Here is a 14,841-nt window from a genome sequence, read left to right as displayed (position 1 = left end):
GTCCACATGCCCCGCGTTGCCCTGGCCCTTGCCTCGTTGCTGCTGGCCTCGCTGTTGCTGACGCTCCTGCCCGCAGCGGCCCGGGCGCAGATGCCGCCAGAGGTGGCCCGGACCTTGGAGTCCGAGGCCAATTATGTGGCGTTCATGCAGCAGTTCCGGAATGCTTTTGCGTTCTCCACCGGCCATAACGCCTATACCTGCCGTCAGTACCTGGACCTGCGCAAGCGCCTGCCGGAGGCTTATGTTGCCGACGAGGGGTGGTATTGGGCCACGCTCAGCAGTAATAAATATCTACTGTGCGATCTGGCGGACTTCCTGCACCGCGTGGCCCCGGCTCCGCAGCCGTGCTATCGGCCTGACAACCTGGGGCAGGAGCTGTTCGAGCGCATGGAGGCCGGTCTGGTTACGAATCTGACTGCGGAAGGTGAACTGTTTACGCAGGATATGGAAGGGTCGCTGGTTACTTTTGCGGAATTCCAGCAGGACTGGAGCAGCTATGAGACTCCGCTCTGGCCAAAGACGTTGCAGTTCACCCTCCGCGACAATGGATTGGGCCTTGTTGCCACCTGGAAGGGCGTTCCTGGCCGCGAGGGGCGGCTTTGGGATGAACACGAGTTCGTGACCGCAGTGGACGCCGACGGCAACGGCCATTGCGACTGGATCATGAGGGAGGAGAGGGATAATTTGGATGATACGAATTTCGGTCCGTATCTGCATTTCTACATCGTGCTCAACCCGGGGCCCGAGGGGTACATGGAGGCCCGGCGGCTGTTCTCCCTGCCAGCGTTCCCCGCAGTGGATTTCATCCTCCCGGATGCGTCGACCGGGCCGGGCGCGCCCTGAGCCTGCCGCTTGCGCCCGGAGGCAGAACGCGCGGCGGCCCGGGGTCTTGGACCCCGGGCCGCCGTGTGTTTGTGTGCGCCCCCGTGTGGCGGGCTACGGCTCGATGGTCGAGCCCAGAACCTTGAGGAACGCGCGCATCCATTCGGGGTGCGCGGGCCAGGCCGGGCTGGTGACGAGCACGCCGTCCACCACGGCGTTGGAGGCCGTGGCGTTGGGTTCCACCCAGGTGCCGCCCGCGCGCTCCACATCGGGGCGCACCGCCGGGTAGGCCGTGCAGGACTTGCCGCCCAGCACGTCGGCGGCAACCAGCACCTGCTGGCCGTGGCAGATGGCCGCAATGGGCTTGCCCGCCTTGGCCATGGCCCGCACGATCTCGATGACCCTGGGGTTCAGGCGGATGTACTCCGGCGCGCGGCCCCCGGGCACCACCAGGGCGTCGTAGGCCGCCGGGTCCACGGCGTCGAAGTCCGCCGTCAGGGTGAAGTTGTGCCCGGGCTTCTCGGAGTAGGTCTGGTGGCCCTCGAAATCGTGGACCGCCGTGGCCACCTGCTCCCCGGCTTTCTTGCCGGGGCATACGGCGTGGACCTGGTGCCCGACCATGGTCAGCATCTGGAAGGGGACCATGACTTCGTAGTCTTCCACGAAATCGCCAACGAGCATGAGGATCTTTTTCACGGCCATGATGTGCCTCCTGGGTTGTTTCGGGTGGAGGGAATGGACTTTGCGCCGAGCATACACCCCCGGGCCCCGGTTGCCCACCCTCGCGGTGGGGGCTGCCCCGGGCGGGTGACCCCGCCGGAGCGGGGCGGCAATTTTTTTCGCCTTGCTCCGCCCGCACTTCCGTGCCCCCGGGGGCGCATCGCCAACATGCCCGCTGGATTTTACAGGGTGATTACGGTAGCCTTTTTGAACCGTCGAAACGGGCGCGCCCGGTGCGGCGGGCCATCTTTTTTCAAGATATACAGAACCCTTATAGCGAAGGACCACGCAGGAATGTTCAATCCCGACATGCCCCCCACGCTCATGCAGGTCAAGGTCAACAAGAACGCCGAGACCGTGCTGCGCAAGCGCTATTACCGCAAGGACGGCGACGGCAACCCCACCGAGAACGCCACCACCATGTTCTGGCGCGTGGCCGCCGCCATCGCCATGGAAGAGACCAAGTACGAGAAGTCCACCATCGGCGTGGAGAAGCTGGCCCGCGAGTTCTTCGACCTGATGACGGAGTTCAAGTTCCTGCCCAACTCGCCCACGCTGATGAACGCGGGCACGGGCCTGGGCCAGCTCGCGGCCTGCTTCGTGCTGCCCGTGGGCGACTCCATGGAGGAGATCTTCGACGCCGTGAAGAACGCCGCCATGATCCACAAGTCCGGCGGCGGCACGGGCTTCTCCTTCTCGCGCCTGCGGCCCCACGCCGCGCGGGTGGGGTCCACGGGCGGCGTGGCCTCGGGGCCCATCTCCTTTTTGCGCATCTTCAACACCGCCACCGAGCAGGTCAAGCAGGGCGGCACCCGGCGCGGCGCCAACATGGGCATCCTGCGCGTGGACCATCCCGACATCATCGACTTCATCCGCGCCAAGGAGCGCGACGGCGACCTGAACAACTTCAACCTCTCCGTGGCGCTCACCGAGAAGTTCATGCAGGCCGTGGAGAAGGACGAGGAATACGACCTGGTGGCCCCGCACACCCGCGAGGTCAAAAAGCGCCTGCCCGCCCGCGAGGTCTTCAACCTGCTGGTGCAAAAGGCCTGGGAGTCCGGCGACCCGGGCATCATCTTCCTGGACCGCATCAACCGCGACAACCCCACCCCGGACCAGGGCGAGATCGAGTCCACCAACCCCTGCGGCGAGCAGCCGCTTTTGCCCTACGAGGCCTGCAACCTGGGCTCCATCAACCTGGCTCTGATGTACGCCAAGGGCCAGGACCACGACGTGGACTGGAAGGAACTGCGCCGCGTGACGCATCTGGCGGTGCGCTTCCTGGACAACGTCATCGACGCCAGCCGCTACCCCCTGGAGCTGATCACCGAGACGGTGCACAAGAACCGCAAGATCGGCCTGGGCGTCATGGGCTTTGCGGACCTGCTCTTCCGCCTGGGCGTGCCCTACGACTCCCAGGAGGCCCTGACCCTGGCCGAGCGGATCATGAAGTTCATCAACGAGGAATCCAAGGCGGCTTCCAAGCAGCTGGCCAAGGAGCGCGGGGCCTTCCCGGCCTGGAAGACCTCCGTCTACGGCCAGCGCAACCTGGGCCCCTACCGCAACGCCACCACCACGACCATCGCGCCCACGGGCACCCTGTCGATCATCGCGGGCTGCTCCTCGGGCGTGGAGCCGCTGTTCGCCCTGTCCTTCTCGCGCCACGTCATGGACGGCGAAAAGCTCACCGAGTCCAACCCCTATTTCGAACAGGCCATGAAAGACGCGGGTGCCTGGTCGGAAACGCTCATGGACGAGGTGGCCCGCACGGGCCGCGTGGGGCAGATCGAGCACCTGCCCGAGGCCCTGCGCCGGGTGTTCGTCACGGCCATGGAGATCGCCCCGCAGTGGCACCTCAAGATGCAGGCCGCCTTCCAGCGCCACACCGACAACGCCGTGTCCAAGACCGTGAACCTGCCCGGCACGGCCACCCAGCAGGACATCTTCGACATCTACTGGATGGCCTACGAGACCGGATGCAAGGGCGTGACCGTGTACCGCGACGGGTGCAAGGCCGCCCAGGTGCTGTGCACCGGCGACGGCACCCAGGCCCGCGAGGCCAAGGCCGGGGGCGACGGCAAGGTGGTGCGCAGCCGCCCCGACGTGATCTACGGCTTCACCCAGAAGATCGAGACCGGCCTGGGCATCATGTACCTGACGGTGAACGAGGTGGACGGCAAGCCCTTCGAGGTCTTCGCCACCATCGGCAAGTCGGGCCGCTCCATCACGGCCAAGGCCGAGGCCATCGGGCGGCTGGTGTCCCTGGCGCTGCGCTCGGGGATTGCGGTGCGCGAGATCGTGGGCCAGCTCAAGGGCATCGGCGGCGAGCACCCCGTGTTCCGCAAGAAGGGCATGATCATGTCCATCCCCGACGCCATCGCCTGGGTCTTCGAGCAGCGCTACATGGGCGGGGCCACGCCCGTGCCCCGCGCGGGCAACGGCAACGACCTGGCGAGCCCCAAATGCCCGGAGTGCGGCAAGGAGCTGTTCTTCCAGGAGGGCTGCTTCATCTGCGCCGAGTGCGGCTACACCAAGTGCGGCTAGGCTGAAGCCCCGGGCGGGCCCGGGGCTGGCGCCTGGCGTGCAGACGGGGGCCGGGGGCGGACATGTGTCCGCCCCCGGCCTTGTCAGTTGCGAGGGGGATTTTGCCTCTCCCGCCCGGTGCGGCTCAGGGCGCGGGCGGGCCCTGGGCCAGGGTGGCGAAGGGGTTCAGGTCGGGCGCGGCCACGCCGAACACGGCCTCGTTCCGGCCTTCCAGCAGGGCCCAGCGCTGGGTGCCGTATTCGAAATGCCACCACTCGGCGTGGTAGTTCACGAACCCGGCCCGGGTCATGACGTGGTGCAGCAGGCGGCGGTTGGTCAGGGCCTCGCGGCCCTGGTCGTCCAGGGGCTGCCCGGCTTCCAGAAGCTCCTCGAAGTGCCGCGTGGCGGACACCGGGCCGGGGAAGTCGAAGGCCGCCCCGAACCACAGCGGCGCGCCTGCCACGGTGGCCAGGGCCAGGTCCACCGCGCCGCCCGTGACGTGGGGCGAGGGCCGCCCGGGCTCCACGCTGGGCAGGGCCACGAAGCGCCCGGTCAGCTCGTCCAAGGTGGCGGCGTCGGCGCCCGGATGGGCCCGGGCCAGGGCCGCGCGGCAGCGGGCGTACAGCTCGGTCTGCACCTGCACCCCGCGCCAGGCGTCGAGGATCACCAGCCGCAGGAAGGGCGGCAGCAGGGCCTGGGCGGCCCACAGCCGCTTCTGGACCTCCTCGCGGGCGTGGCATTCGGGCAGCGCGCCGGGAATGCCCGCCGCGTAGTAGGCCGGGCGCACGAGGATGCGCTCCGGCGCCAGGGACAGGGGCACCAGGGGCTGGCCGCACTCGCGGATGGGCACCTGGTGCACCCGGGCCCACGAGGGGGCCGGGGCGGGCGCGATGGGCGGCGCGTCCTTGGGGATAATCACATCGAGCTCCTCGGGCTTGGGTTGACCGTTGTCGGCGGCGCGGGCCTAGTAACCCAGGGCGCGCGGCAGCCACAGCGAGATGGACGGCACCAGGATCAGCATGAGCTGGCAGAACAGGGCCACGAGCACGAAGGGCCAGATGTGCCGGAACATCTTCTCCAGGGACACGTTGCCCACCGAGGAGACGATGTACACGCACGCGCCCATGGGCGGCGTGATCAGCGCGATGGTGATGTTCAGCGTCATCACGATGCCGAAGTGCAGCGGGTCGATGCCCGCAGCGGCGGCCAGGGGCGCGAAGACCGGGGTCAGCAGCACCAGGGCGGCGATCTCCTCCATGAACATGCCCACCACGAAGATGATGACGCTGATGAGCAGCAGGACCATGGTCGGCGTGGTGGCGTATTGCAGGATCACCGGGGCGATGGCCTGGGGCACCTGCTCGGCGGCCAGGATCCAGCCCACGATGGTCGCCGCGCCCATGACCACGAAGATCACGCTGGTCAGGCGCACGGTGTTGGACAGGGCGCGCAGCACGCCCGCCCAGGTCAGCTCGCGCGTCCAGAGCAGGCCGACCAGCAGCACGTACAGGCTGGCCACGGCGCCGGACTCGGTGGGCGTCATGAAGCCGAACAGGATGCCGCCGATGATGATGGCCGGGGCGATGAGGGCCGTGGTCGCCCCGCCTGCGGCGCGCAGCAGCTGCGCGCCCGAAAAGCGCGTGTTCACGCGCGGCAGGTTCAGCCGCGCGGCGCTGATGCGGTGCATGACCATGAAGGCCCCGGCCAGCAGCAGCCCCGGGACCACCCCGGCCATGAACAGCGCGCCCACGTTGGTCTTGGTCATGGACCCGAACAGGATCATGAAGATGCTCGGGGGGATGATCGGGCCGATGAGCGAGCTGCCTGCCGTGAGTCCGGCGGCGTAGGAGCCGGGGTAGCCGCCCTTTTTCATGGCCGGGATCATGATCGAGCCCACGGCGGAGGCGTCGGCCGCCGCCGAGCCGTTGACCCCGGCGAAGATGACGCTGGCCACCACGGTGACGTAGCCCAGCCCGCCCTTGAGGTGCCCCACCAGGGCCTCGGCGAAGCGCAAGAGCCGCGCCGTGAGCCCCGCGCTGCCCATCAGCTCACCCGCCAGGATGAAGTAGGGGATGGCCAGCAGGGAGAAGGGCTCCATGCCGCCGTAGAACTGCTGGACCATGAGCCGCAGCTGGGAGAGGTCGCCCACGTGCAGGAACCCCGCCAGGGCCGTGGCCAGCATGGCCGTGAACAGCGGCAGCCCCGTGAGCAGCATGATGAAGAAAACCGCCAGCAGCATGAGGCTCATGGCGTACCTCCCTGGCCCTGCCCGTCGCCGGGGGCGGGGCTGAACAGCCCCAGGCCGAACTGCACCAGCATGAGCGCCATGCCCACGGGCACGGCCAGAAGCGGCACGGTCTTGGTGATGCCCAGGGTCATGATGGTCAGGGCCTGCATCTTGGCCGCGTACTGGAAGCCCAGCACGGTCATCAGCACCAGCAGGCCGACGAACACCGCCCCGCGCAGCCAGACCACCACCGCCCGCCGCCCCGGGGGCAGCCGGTCGGCCAGCATGGTGATGGCCATGTGCTCGCCGCGCTTGAGGGCCGGGGCGGCGGCGAGCATGACCATCCAGACCAGGGTGATCTTGGCCACGTCGGTGGTCCACATGGGCGGGCGGAAGAAGCGCGAGAACACCCCGAGCATGACCGTGGCCAGATTGATGGCGAGGAGCGCCCCCGCCCCGAAGAGGCAGAGGCGCTCCAGCACGTCAGAAGCCGTTTTGCACGATTGAGCCAGCCGGCTCATCTACTTGGCCTCGGCGTTGGCCTTGGCGGCCTCGGCCAGGGCCAGGTCGATCCACTCCTGGGCCACCTGGGCCTTGAGCCAGTTCATGTACGAGGGGCTGCCGAGCTCCTTGAACTGGGCCATCTCGGCGTCGGTGGGCGTGTAGACGGTCATGCCCTTGGAGGCCAGGAACTCCACGCGCTGGTCCTCCTGGGACTCCACGAACTCGCGGGTCATGACGTTGGCCTTGTGCGCGGCCTCGCGCACGGCCTTTTGCTGCTCGGGGGTCAGGGAGTCGATCAGGGCGGCGTTGATGAGCAGGAACTGGTCGGAGTACTGCACGTTGGCCAGGGTCAGGTGCTGCTGGACCTCGTAGAGGCTGCCCATGATGATGTAGGTCGGGGGGTTCATCTGGCCGTGGGCCACGCCGGTCTTCAGAGCGAGGTAGACCTCGGTCCAGGGGATGGGCGTTCCGGCGGCGCCGAAGGCCTCGTACATGGCCACCTGGCTGGCGTCCATGGCCCGGAAGGTCAGGCCCTTGAAGTCGGCGGGCGAGTGGATGGGCTTGGTGCAGGTGAAGGCGATGAAGCCGCCCTCCTCGACCACCGCCAGCAGCTCGATGCCCGTGCGCTCGCGCATGGTGGCGCGGATCTTGTCCATGAACGGGCCGCCGTCGAAGAAGATGTGCGCGGCCTTGTAGCTGTCGAACAGGAAGGGGATGTTGGTGGCGAACATCTCGGGCAGCACGGTCTCGATGCCGCCGTAGGAGGCCACGTTGATCACCGGGCCGCTCATGGTCTGTTCCATGCGCTGCTCTTCGTTGCCCAGTTGGCTGTTGGGGAAGAGCTGGATGTCCAGCGCCCCGCCGGTGGCCTCTTCCACCAGGGTCTTGAAGTGGGTGGCGAAGTAGTGCACGGCGTTGTCGTTGTCGTCCGGCGGGCCGTTGTAGCTCATCTTCACGGACGTGGCGGCCAGCGCCGCGGCGGGAATGGCCAGGACGAGAAGGCAGATCAGGGCGATGCGTTTCATGGTCTTCCTCTCTTGCCGTTGGGGTTTGCCCGTACGGTCCGCGCGCCGGATGTGGGCGATTATATTGCCATGCAATACGATGTGTTCATACATAATCTATCCAGGGCTTCCGGGTCAAGGGGGTGCGCCAGAGAATTTGGGATGAAATCATCGCAAAAATGGACTACAAGGCCGGAACTGGCAATGGCGCGCGCGGCGTGCGGCGCGCCGGCAGGCAGGACGAGGCTGCAACCACGGGCGCAGGCATGACACAAGACGACGACAGGCAACGCGAGGATTCGCTGTTCGTGGCCTCCCTGGGCCGGGCCATCCGCGTGCTGGAGGCCTTCGACCGGGGGCCGCGCAGCCTGGGCCTGGCGGAGCTGACCGAGCTGACGGGCCTGAACCGCAGCGCGGTGCAGCGCTTCCTGCACACCTGGGAGCAGCTGGGCTACCTCGCCAAGGACCCGGCCACCCGCCGCTTCTCCCTGACCCCGCGCGTCATGGCCCTGGGCTACAGCTACCTCAAGGGCAACCGCCTGGTGGAGGTGGCCACGCCCTACCTGCTGGAGGCCCGCACGCGCACGGGCAACTCCGTGTACCTCGGCGTGCTCTACGACACCGAGATCATCTACCTGGTGCGCCTGCCCCAGCGCTTTTTGCTCTTCGAGAGCACCCTGCCCGGGCGGCGCATCCCGGCCTTCTGCGGGGCCCGGGCCATCCTTTCGCGCCTGCCCGGCCCCCGGGTGGCCGACATCCTGGCCCGCTCGGCCCACGAGGCCATCACCCCCTATACGGTCATCGACCCGGCACGCAACCGCGCGCTCATCGAGCGCACCCGCGAGCTGGGCTACTGCGTGTCGGTGCAGGAATTCCTGATGGGCGAGATCGCCGTGTCCGCCCCGGTGGTGGATGCGCGGGGCGAACCCCTGGCCGCCGTGTACATCAGCGCCAAGTACGCCGAGTGGAGCGAGGAGCGCGCCGAGCGCGAGCTGGCGCCCATCGCCCTGGAGACGGCGGGGGCCATCGGCGCGCAGTTCTAGCCGGGGCGCCCGTGCGCCGCGAGCCCCGGAGCCCGTGGGCACCGGAGCCCGGCGCCAAGCCGCGCCCGGGAAAGGGCAGCCCCCGGAAATGAACAGCCCCCGGAAACGGACAGCGCCCGGACATCCGGGCGCTGCTCGTTTTTTCTGGGCCAGGGCGGCGGGACGCGGGCGGCCCGCCGTGGGGTCAGCCCGCGCCCAGCAGGGCGGCGGCGAAGTCGCGGCCGTTGAAGGGCCGCAGGTCTTCCATCTTCTCGCCCAGGCCCACGAAGGTGATGGGCACGCCGAACTGCAGGGCAATGGCCACCACCACCCCGCCCTTGGCCGTGCCGTCGAGCTTGGTCAGCACGATTTCGTCCACCCCGGCGGCCTCGGAGAAGAGCTTGGTCTGCGACAGGGCGTTCTGGCCGGTGGTGGCGTCGAGCACCAGGATGGAGCGGTGCGGCGCGCCGGGGTGCTTCTTGCCCAGCACGGCGCGGATCTTCTTCAGTTCTTCCATGAGGTTGGTCTTGGTGTGCAGGCGCCCGGCGGTGTCCACGAAGAGGATGTCGTAGCCCTCGCGCACGGCCTTGTCCACGGCCTCGAAGGCCACGGCGGCGGGGTCCGCGCCCTCGCCCTTGCCGTAGAAGCCCGCGCCCACGCGCCCGGCCCAGACCTGGAGTTGCTCCATGGCTGCGGCGCGGAAGGTGTCCCCGGCGGCCACGAGCACCTTGCGGCCTTGCATCTGGGCCCGGTGGGCCAGCTTGGCGATGGTCGTGGTCTTGCCCACGCCGTTGACGCCGATGACCAGCACCACCTCGGGCGGGTTCACGGCGCTGATGCGCCGCGCGGTCTTGAACAGGCCCGCCAGCTCCTCGGCCAGGAAGCCCCTGAAGGCCGCCGGGTCGGTGGTGTCGGCCTTGCGGGCGCGCTCGCGCAGGTTGGCCGTGAGCGTGGTGGCGGCCTCGTAGCCCACGTCGGCCATGATCAGGATTTCCTCCAGCTCTTCCCAGAAGCCTTCGTCCATTACCTTATGAGCGGACAAAAGCCCGTCGATGCGCTGGGTGATGCGCTCGCGGGTCTTCTCCAGGCCTTCGGAGAGCTTGACCAGCAGCCGCGAGCGTTCGTCCTCCTCGTCCTCCAGGTCCAGGGCCAGGGCCAAGCGGTATTGCAGCTCCGAGCGGAACTCCTCCACGCGCTCGTATTCCATGGCCTCCAGCCAGGCCGCGAAGCGCGCGCTGAAGTCGCGGGCCTCGGCCTCGGGCGCGCCCAGGGCGCGGAAGAGGAACTCCAGGCGCGCCCAGAGCTGCGGACCCTTATGCGTCACGCCGTCCAGTGCCAGGGTCAGCCACTGCGACAGGCGCGGCTCGGCGGCGCGCAGGGCCAGGGTCAGCTCGCGCTGCCAGGGCTCTGCGGCGGTGACGGCGGTCTCCTGGGGTGCGGCCTGGGCTGCGGGGGCGGGGGCCTCCCCGGCGGGGGCCTGCGCCTGGGGGGCCGGGGCGGGTGCCGCCTCCTGGCCCGGGGTGGCGTCCCCGTCCTTGTTGGACCAGAACTTCAGTCTGCTGAAAAAGCCCATGGCTTGTGTGCTCCTGGTTGGGGGGCCTCCCTGGGGAGGCGGAGGGGGGCCGGCGGGGACGGTGGCGGTCCGCCGCAAAATCGGGTACAGCCTGACCGGGCGGCGCGCGGCCCCGGGGCCGCGCCGCGCCGACAGGGATACTTTGCGCAGATGCCCGCCCGCGTCAAGTGCGGCGGGCCCGGAGGAGGGGACAGTGGACGAGGCCAGGGAACTGAGCGCCAGCGCCGCCCGCGTGCAGCGGGCCCTTGCGGACTGCGGGCTCGAACTGACGGTGACCGAGATGCCCGAGGCCACGCGCACTGCGGCCCAGGCCGCCGCCGTGGTCGGCTGCCAGGTGGCCCAGATCGCCAAGTCCATCGTCTTTCGCGCGCCATACAGCGGGCGCCACGTCCTGGTGGTCACCAGCGGGGCCAACCGCGTGGACACGGCCAAGGTCCGCGCCTTGTTGGGCGAGCCTCTGGAAAAGGCCGACGCGGCCTTCGTGCGCGAGATGACGGGCTACGTCATCGGCGGGGGGCCGCCCCTGGGCCACGCCCATCCGCCCGTGACCTTCCTGGACCGTGATATTTTCCGCCACGACACCGTGTGGGCCGCCGCAGGCACGCCCCACGCCCTGTTCCGCCTGACCCCGCCCGAGCTGGAGCGGGCCTGCGGCGGCACGGTGGCCGACGTGGCCGAGGACTGAGACATGCAAGCAAGCGAGGAGCGCATGAACAATCGCATCAAGGTCAAGGCCGCCCTGGCGGCCACGGCGCCCGCCCAGGGCGTACGCGTCTGCGGCTGGGTGCGCACCCGACGCGAGGGCAAGGGCTTCGCCTTCCTGGAAATCAACGACGGCTCCTGCCTGGCCAACCTCCAGGCCGTGGTGGACGAGGGCCTGCCCGGCTGGGACGACATGCCCCGCGCGGGCACCGGCGCCGCTGTGGAGGTCTCGGGCGACCTGGTGGAATCGCCGGGCAAGGGCCAGCGCTGGGAGCTGCGCGCCACGGCCATGCGCCTGGTGGGCGAGGCCGACCCCGAGAGCTACCCCCTGCAGAAGAAGCGCCACAGCGACGAGTTCCTGCGCTCCATCGCCCACCTGCGCCCGCGCACCAACAAGTTCGGCGCCCTGTTCCGCATCCGCTCCGAGGCCGCCCAGGCCGTGCACGACTTCTTCCGCCAGCGCGGGTTCTCGTGGGTCCACGCGCCGATCATCACCGGCTCGGACTGCGAGGGCGCGGGCGAGATGTTCCGCGTGACCACCCTGGACCCCTACGCGGGCAAGGCCCAGGGCCCGGGGGACGACTTCTTCGGCAAGGCCGCGTCGCTGACCGTCTCCGGCCAGCTGGCGGCGGAGATATTCGCCTGCTCCCTGGGCGACGTGTACACCTTCGGGCCCACCTTCCGCGCCGAGAACTCCAACACCCCGCGCCACGCCGCCGAGTTCTGGATGGTCGAGCCCGAGATGGCCTTCGCCGACCTGACCGACAACATGGACCTGGGCGAGGCGTTCCTCAAATTCCTGGTCGCCCAGCTGCGCGAGCGCTGCGCCGAGGACTTGGCCCTGTTCGCCGCCTGGGTGGACAAGACCCTGGAGGCCACCCTGGACGGCATCCTCGCCGGGCCCTTCGCCCGCGTGTCCTACACCGAGGCCATCGCCCTGCTGGAAAAGGAGGCCACCACGGCCAAGGGCGCCCCGCGCTTCGAGTACCCCGTGTCCTGGGGGCTGGATCTGCAGACCGAACACGAGCGGTTCCTGAGCGAGGAGATCTTCAAGCGCCCGGTCATCGTCCATGACTATCCCAAGGATATCAAGGCCTTCTATATGCGCCAGAACGACGACGGGCGCACCGTGGCGGCCATGGACGTGCTGGTGCCGCGCGTGGGCGAGATCATCGGCGGCAGCCAGCGTGAGGAGCGCGCCGACGTGCTGGCCGCGCGCATCCGCGAGATGGGTCTGCCCGAGGAGGAGTACTGGTGGTACATGGAGCTGCGCCGCTTTGGCAGCGTGCCGCACTCCGGCTTCGGCATGGGCTTCGAGCGCCTGTTGATGATGGTCACGGGCGTGACCAACATCCGCGACGTGATCCCCTGCCCGCGCACGCCCCGGCATCTGGAGTTCTAGGGCGCCGCGCCGCGCGGGGCGCGGCGGGGTGGGGGCAAGGCCCCGGGCGCGGCTCGGGGCGATGCCGGGAGGCCGGGCGCGTCCGGCGCGCCGGGCGGCAGGGGCCGGAGCCGGGGGAGGAGCGACCTTCCCGGGCCCGGCCCCTGGTGCGTCCTGGGGTAGGGCAGGGCGGGGCGTGGGCCCGTGCGGGGGACGGGGGCGTGGGGAGCGGTCGCATCCCCGGGGCCTGGGCGCAGCAGCGGCGCGGGCCACGCCGCAGGCGCTGGGGAGTTGTGCCTTCCGGGGCGCGCGGGCGCAGCCCTGGGGCGCCGCCGCCCGGCACGCCGGGCCGCGCGGCATGGCGCGAGGCCCCTGACGCTCGGGCGCGGCCCTCGGACGCCTGCCGCCAGCCAGCGGCGTTCCCGCGTGCACACGACAGGGCGCGCGGGTGCAGCCCCGGGGCCCTGCGGCCAGGCACGCAGGCCGCGCCCGGGCGGCCTGCGCTGTCGGCGCCAGCCCCGGCGCCCCCGTGACGGCAGGGTCGCCGCAATCAGGCCCGCGCACGGGCGTCCGCCGGACGCCCCGTCCCGCCCGGGCCGGCAGGCCGCCAAACCCAGGCCCGCGCGGCGGCACGTGTGCTGCAAGGCCTTGTCCTCGAACGATTTTCATTCTGTCGCGCCGATTTTCGCGTTTTGTGCCCCGCGCGTGTTGACAGCCTCCGGCCCGGGAGCTATCAAGGACTTGCGTGCTGTTTGAGCGAACAAACAGTGCAGCGAGCTTCGGCATCCGGCCAGGACAAGGGTTCAGGTTGAACGAAAAGCACAGTCTTGCCCCGGCTCCCTCTTGGTTGACGGAAAGGGAAGGTTCGCAGTCCCGGGCGGAGCGGTTCCGCCCGGGGCCGCGACCACGGATCCAGGCCCGAACAAAGGGATTCCCCCCGCCCCGCGCGGGGTGTCCGCCGATACTCCCCGTTCCCTGGCCCCCTGCCCGCGGGGGCCTTTCCTTTTGGTTGCGCGCCGCTGGCGTTGACGCTGTCGGCAAAGGGTTTTAGAAACAGGCTCCGCCACGGGCGGCGGCCTGCAACGGGGCGCCCCCGGGCGCCGGAGGGTGGGACGCATGAGCAAGAAGGACGCTTTGCTGCTGGCGGCCAAGGAGCTGTTCGGCCAGCACGGCTACAACGGGACCACGTTCAAGCTGATTTCCGAGCGTGCCGGGGTCGCCCTGGGCCTGCTCACGCATCACTACGGCAACAAGGAAAAGCTGTTCCTGACTGCCGGGCTGGATGTTTTGGAGCGGATGCTGGGCCGCCTGCGCGAGGCCGTGGCCGGGGCGGGCGACGGGCTGGAGGCCGTGCAGCGCTTCTGCGGGGCCTACCTGGAGTTCTCCCTGGACCCCGGCGAGCACTTCCTGGTGCTGGTGCGCTGCTCGCCCTACAGCGACGTGAACACCCGCGAGGACCGCGAGGTGATGATGCAGAAGTTCGAGGCCGTGCCCGCCATCCTGGAGGCCTGCGTGCGCCGGGGCGTGGAGGACGGCTCCATCCTGCCCCTGCCCCCGCGCGAGACCGCCGGGGCCGTGCAGTGCAACCTGGTCGGCGCGGTGCGCACCCGGCTGCTGACGCCCTACAGCGCGCCCTCGCTCTACGACGACGTGCTGGCCTTCATCACCCGGTCCCTGGCTGCGCCGCGCGGGTAGCGCCAGTGGGGCACCCTTGCAGAGCCATGGAATAGCAGGATATTTTTGAAAGTTTGCCCCGGGCGCAGTTTGTGGTTGACGCGGCGGGGGGATGCGGGCTAGAAGCTGCCTCCCGCACGAGAGGCGCCCCCTGGGGGCAGCGCGCGGGGCCGGGGCAGCCGCCCCGGACCGCCGCCCGGGCAACCGGGCCGCCCACGAAGAAAAATGCGGGCAAGGCGAAAAAGGAGTTGACGGGGCATGCCGCTCCGGGTAAATAGCTCCTCCGCCGCCCGGAAGGGCGACGGGATTGAAAGAAAAGATTGCAGCGAGGGGTTGACGGGGCCAGTGGTTCCGGGTAGATACCTCGCTCCGCCTGGGAGGGCGGGGGTTCTGAAAAGAACTTGCGAAAAGGGTTGACGAGCTCGGGATGACCGGGTAGAAGCTGCCCTCCGGTGTGAACGCGCCGGGCTTGAAAGAGGGAAGGTGTTGACGCTCTGGCGAGGCTGGGGTAGAGTACACTTTCCGCCCGCCCCGACGAGAGTCGGCGGAGCCGGCCAGGGTGCCGGGTCTGGAAGGGAAGGTTCTTTGACAATTAAATAGCGAGTCGGGGAGGTCGTGAGCGATCACGGCTTCCGGAAAATAATCGCTTTGCGATTCAATCAGGAATCGTAACCAAGATACTACTCTCA

The 14,841-nt window shown here is 69.3% G+C and carries 12 protein-coding genes; 6 read left to right on the top strand and 6 right to left on the bottom strand.

What is annotated here, in order from left to right:
- Positions 1-843, top strand: an 843-nt coding sequence (locus G495_RS22070) for a hypothetical protein (RefSeq protein WP_028588282.1), incomplete at its 5' end; no start/stop codon positions are given.
- Positions 844-936: 93 nt separating this feature from the next.
- Here the strand turns inward: G495_RS22070 and G495_RS0113840 are convergent.
- On the bottom strand, positions 937-1,524 hold the full coding sequence (locus G495_RS0113840; RefSeq protein ID WP_028588281.1) for a DJ-1/PfpI family protein: 588 nt from the start codon (positions 1,522-1,524) through the stop codon (positions 937-939).
- 312 nt (positions 1,525-1,836) lie between these two features.
- On the opposite strand from G495_RS0113840, the gene G495_RS0113835 reads away from it, so the two are divergent.
- Complete coding sequence (locus tag G495_RS0113835; RefSeq protein ID WP_028588280.1) at positions 1,837-4,086, top strand: vitamin B12-dependent ribonucleotide reductase; 2,250 nt, start codon at positions 1,837-1,839, stop codon at positions 4,084-4,086.
- 124 nt (positions 4,087-4,210) lie between these two features.
- Here G495_RS0113835 and G495_RS19315 read toward each other — a convergent pair whose 3' ends face one another.
- From G495_RS19315 to G495_RS0113815, 4 genes are read right to left on the bottom strand one after another with little or no spacing between them, the layout of a single operon-like run.
- Entirely contained in the window at positions 4,211-4,984 is a 774-nt protein-coding gene (locus G495_RS19315; protein WP_245588444.1) for a M15 family metallopeptidase, read from the bottom strand.
- Positions 4,985-5,029: 45 nt separating this feature from the next.
- Positions 5,030-6,313, bottom strand: a complete 1,284-nt coding sequence (locus tag G495_RS0113825) for a TRAP transporter large permease (protein ID WP_028588279.1) — start codon at positions 6,311-6,313, stop codon at positions 5,030-5,032.
- Positions 6,310-6,813, bottom strand: coding sequence for a TRAP transporter small permease (locus tag G495_RS19310; RefSeq protein WP_084458300.1), 504 nt, complete (start codon positions 6,811-6,813; stop codon positions 6,310-6,312). The genes G495_RS0113825 and G495_RS19310 overlap by 4 nt, the downstream gene beginning before the upstream one ends.
- On the bottom strand, positions 6,814-7,821 hold the full coding sequence (locus G495_RS0113815; RefSeq protein WP_028588278.1) for a TRAP transporter substrate-binding protein: 1,008 nt from the start codon (positions 7,819-7,821) through the stop codon (positions 6,814-6,816).
- 245 nt (positions 7,822-8,066) lie between these two features.
- Between G495_RS0113815 and G495_RS19305 the strand changes: the two genes are divergently transcribed.
- On the top strand, positions 8,067-8,843 hold the full coding sequence (locus G495_RS19305) for an IclR family transcriptional regulator (RefSeq protein ID WP_035252350.1): 777 nt from the start codon (positions 8,067-8,069) through the stop codon (positions 8,841-8,843).
- 184 nt (positions 8,844-9,027) lie between these two features.
- Here G495_RS19305 and ftsY read toward each other — a convergent pair whose 3' ends face one another.
- On the bottom strand, positions 9,028-10,395 hold the full coding sequence (gene ftsY / locus G495_RS0113805; RefSeq protein ID WP_028588277.1) for a signal recognition particle-docking protein FtsY: 1,368 nt from the start codon (positions 10,393-10,395) through the stop codon (positions 9,028-9,030).
- A 193-nt stretch (positions 10,396-10,588) separates the two neighbouring features.
- On the opposite strand from ftsY, the gene G495_RS22260 reads away from it, so the two are divergent.
- The 3 genes from G495_RS22260 to G495_RS0113790 all read left to right on the top strand — a co-directional run bounded on the left by G495_RS22260 (position 10,589) and on the right by G495_RS0113790 (position 14,173).
- Positions 10,589-11,080 carry a YbaK/EbsC family protein gene (locus G495_RS22260; RefSeq protein ID WP_028588276.1) on the top strand — a complete coding sequence of 164 codons (492 nt, stop codon included), beginning with the start codon at positions 10,589-10,591 and terminating at the stop codon, positions 11,078-11,080.
- A gap of 24 nt (positions 11,081-11,104) precedes the next feature.
- Positions 11,105-12,499, top strand: coding sequence for an asparagine--tRNA ligase (asnS, locus tag G495_RS0113795; protein WP_028588275.1), 1,395 nt, complete (start codon positions 11,105-11,107; stop codon positions 12,497-12,499).
- A gap of 1,095 nt (positions 12,500-13,594) precedes the next feature.
- Positions 13,595-14,173 (top strand): TetR/AcrR family transcriptional regulator, encoded by a 579-nt coding sequence (locus tag G495_RS0113790; protein ID WP_028588274.1) that lies wholly within the window; start codon positions 13,595-13,597, stop codon positions 14,171-14,173.
- The last annotated feature ends 668 nt before the right edge of the window (positions 14,174-14,841 follow it).

It is taken from the genome of Desulfocurvus vexinensis DSM 17965 (assembly GCF_000519125.1).
GTDB classification, from domain to species: domain Bacteria; phylum Desulfobacterota; class Desulfovibrionia; order Desulfovibrionales; family Desulfovibrionaceae; genus Desulfocurvus; species Desulfocurvus vexinensis.
This window is presented reverse-complemented; position numbering and strand designations above follow the sequence as displayed.

Excerpts from the sequence above, each read along its gene's own strand:
- asnS (WP_028588275.1), top strand. The coding sequence starts at position 11,105 with ATGAACAATCGCATCAAGGTCAAGGCCGCCCTGGCGGCCACGGCGCCC.
- G495_RS0113790 (WP_028588274.1), top strand. The coding sequence starts at position 13,595 with ATGAGCAAGAAGGACGCTTTGCTGCTGGCGGCCAAGGAGCTGTTCGGC.
- ftsY (WP_028588277.1), bottom strand. The coding sequence starts at position 10,395 with ATGGGCTTTTTCAGCAGACTGAAGTTCTGGTCCAACAAGGACGGGGAC.
- G495_RS0113835 (WP_028588280.1), top strand. The coding sequence starts at position 1,837 with ATGTTCAATCCCGACATGCCCCCCACGCTCATGCAGGTCAAGGTCAAC.
- G495_RS19310 (WP_084458300.1), bottom strand. The coding sequence starts at position 6,813 with ATGAGCCGGCTGGCTCAATCGTGCAAAACGGCTTCTGACGTGCTGGAG.
- G495_RS0113825 (WP_028588279.1), bottom strand. The coding sequence starts at position 6,313 with ATGAGCCTCATGCTGCTGGCGGTTTTCTTCATCATGCTGCTCACGGGG.
- G495_RS0113815 (WP_028588278.1), bottom strand. The coding sequence starts at position 7,821 with ATGAAACGCATCGCCCTGATCTGCCTTCTCGTCCTGGCCATTCCCGCC.
- G495_RS19305 (WP_035252350.1), top strand. The coding sequence starts at position 8,067 with ATGACACAAGACGACGACAGGCAACGCGAGGATTCGCTGTTCGTGGCC.
- G495_RS0113840 (WP_028588281.1), bottom strand. The coding sequence starts at position 1,524 with ATGGCCGTGAAAAAGATCCTCATGCTCGTTGGCGATTTCGTGGAAGAC.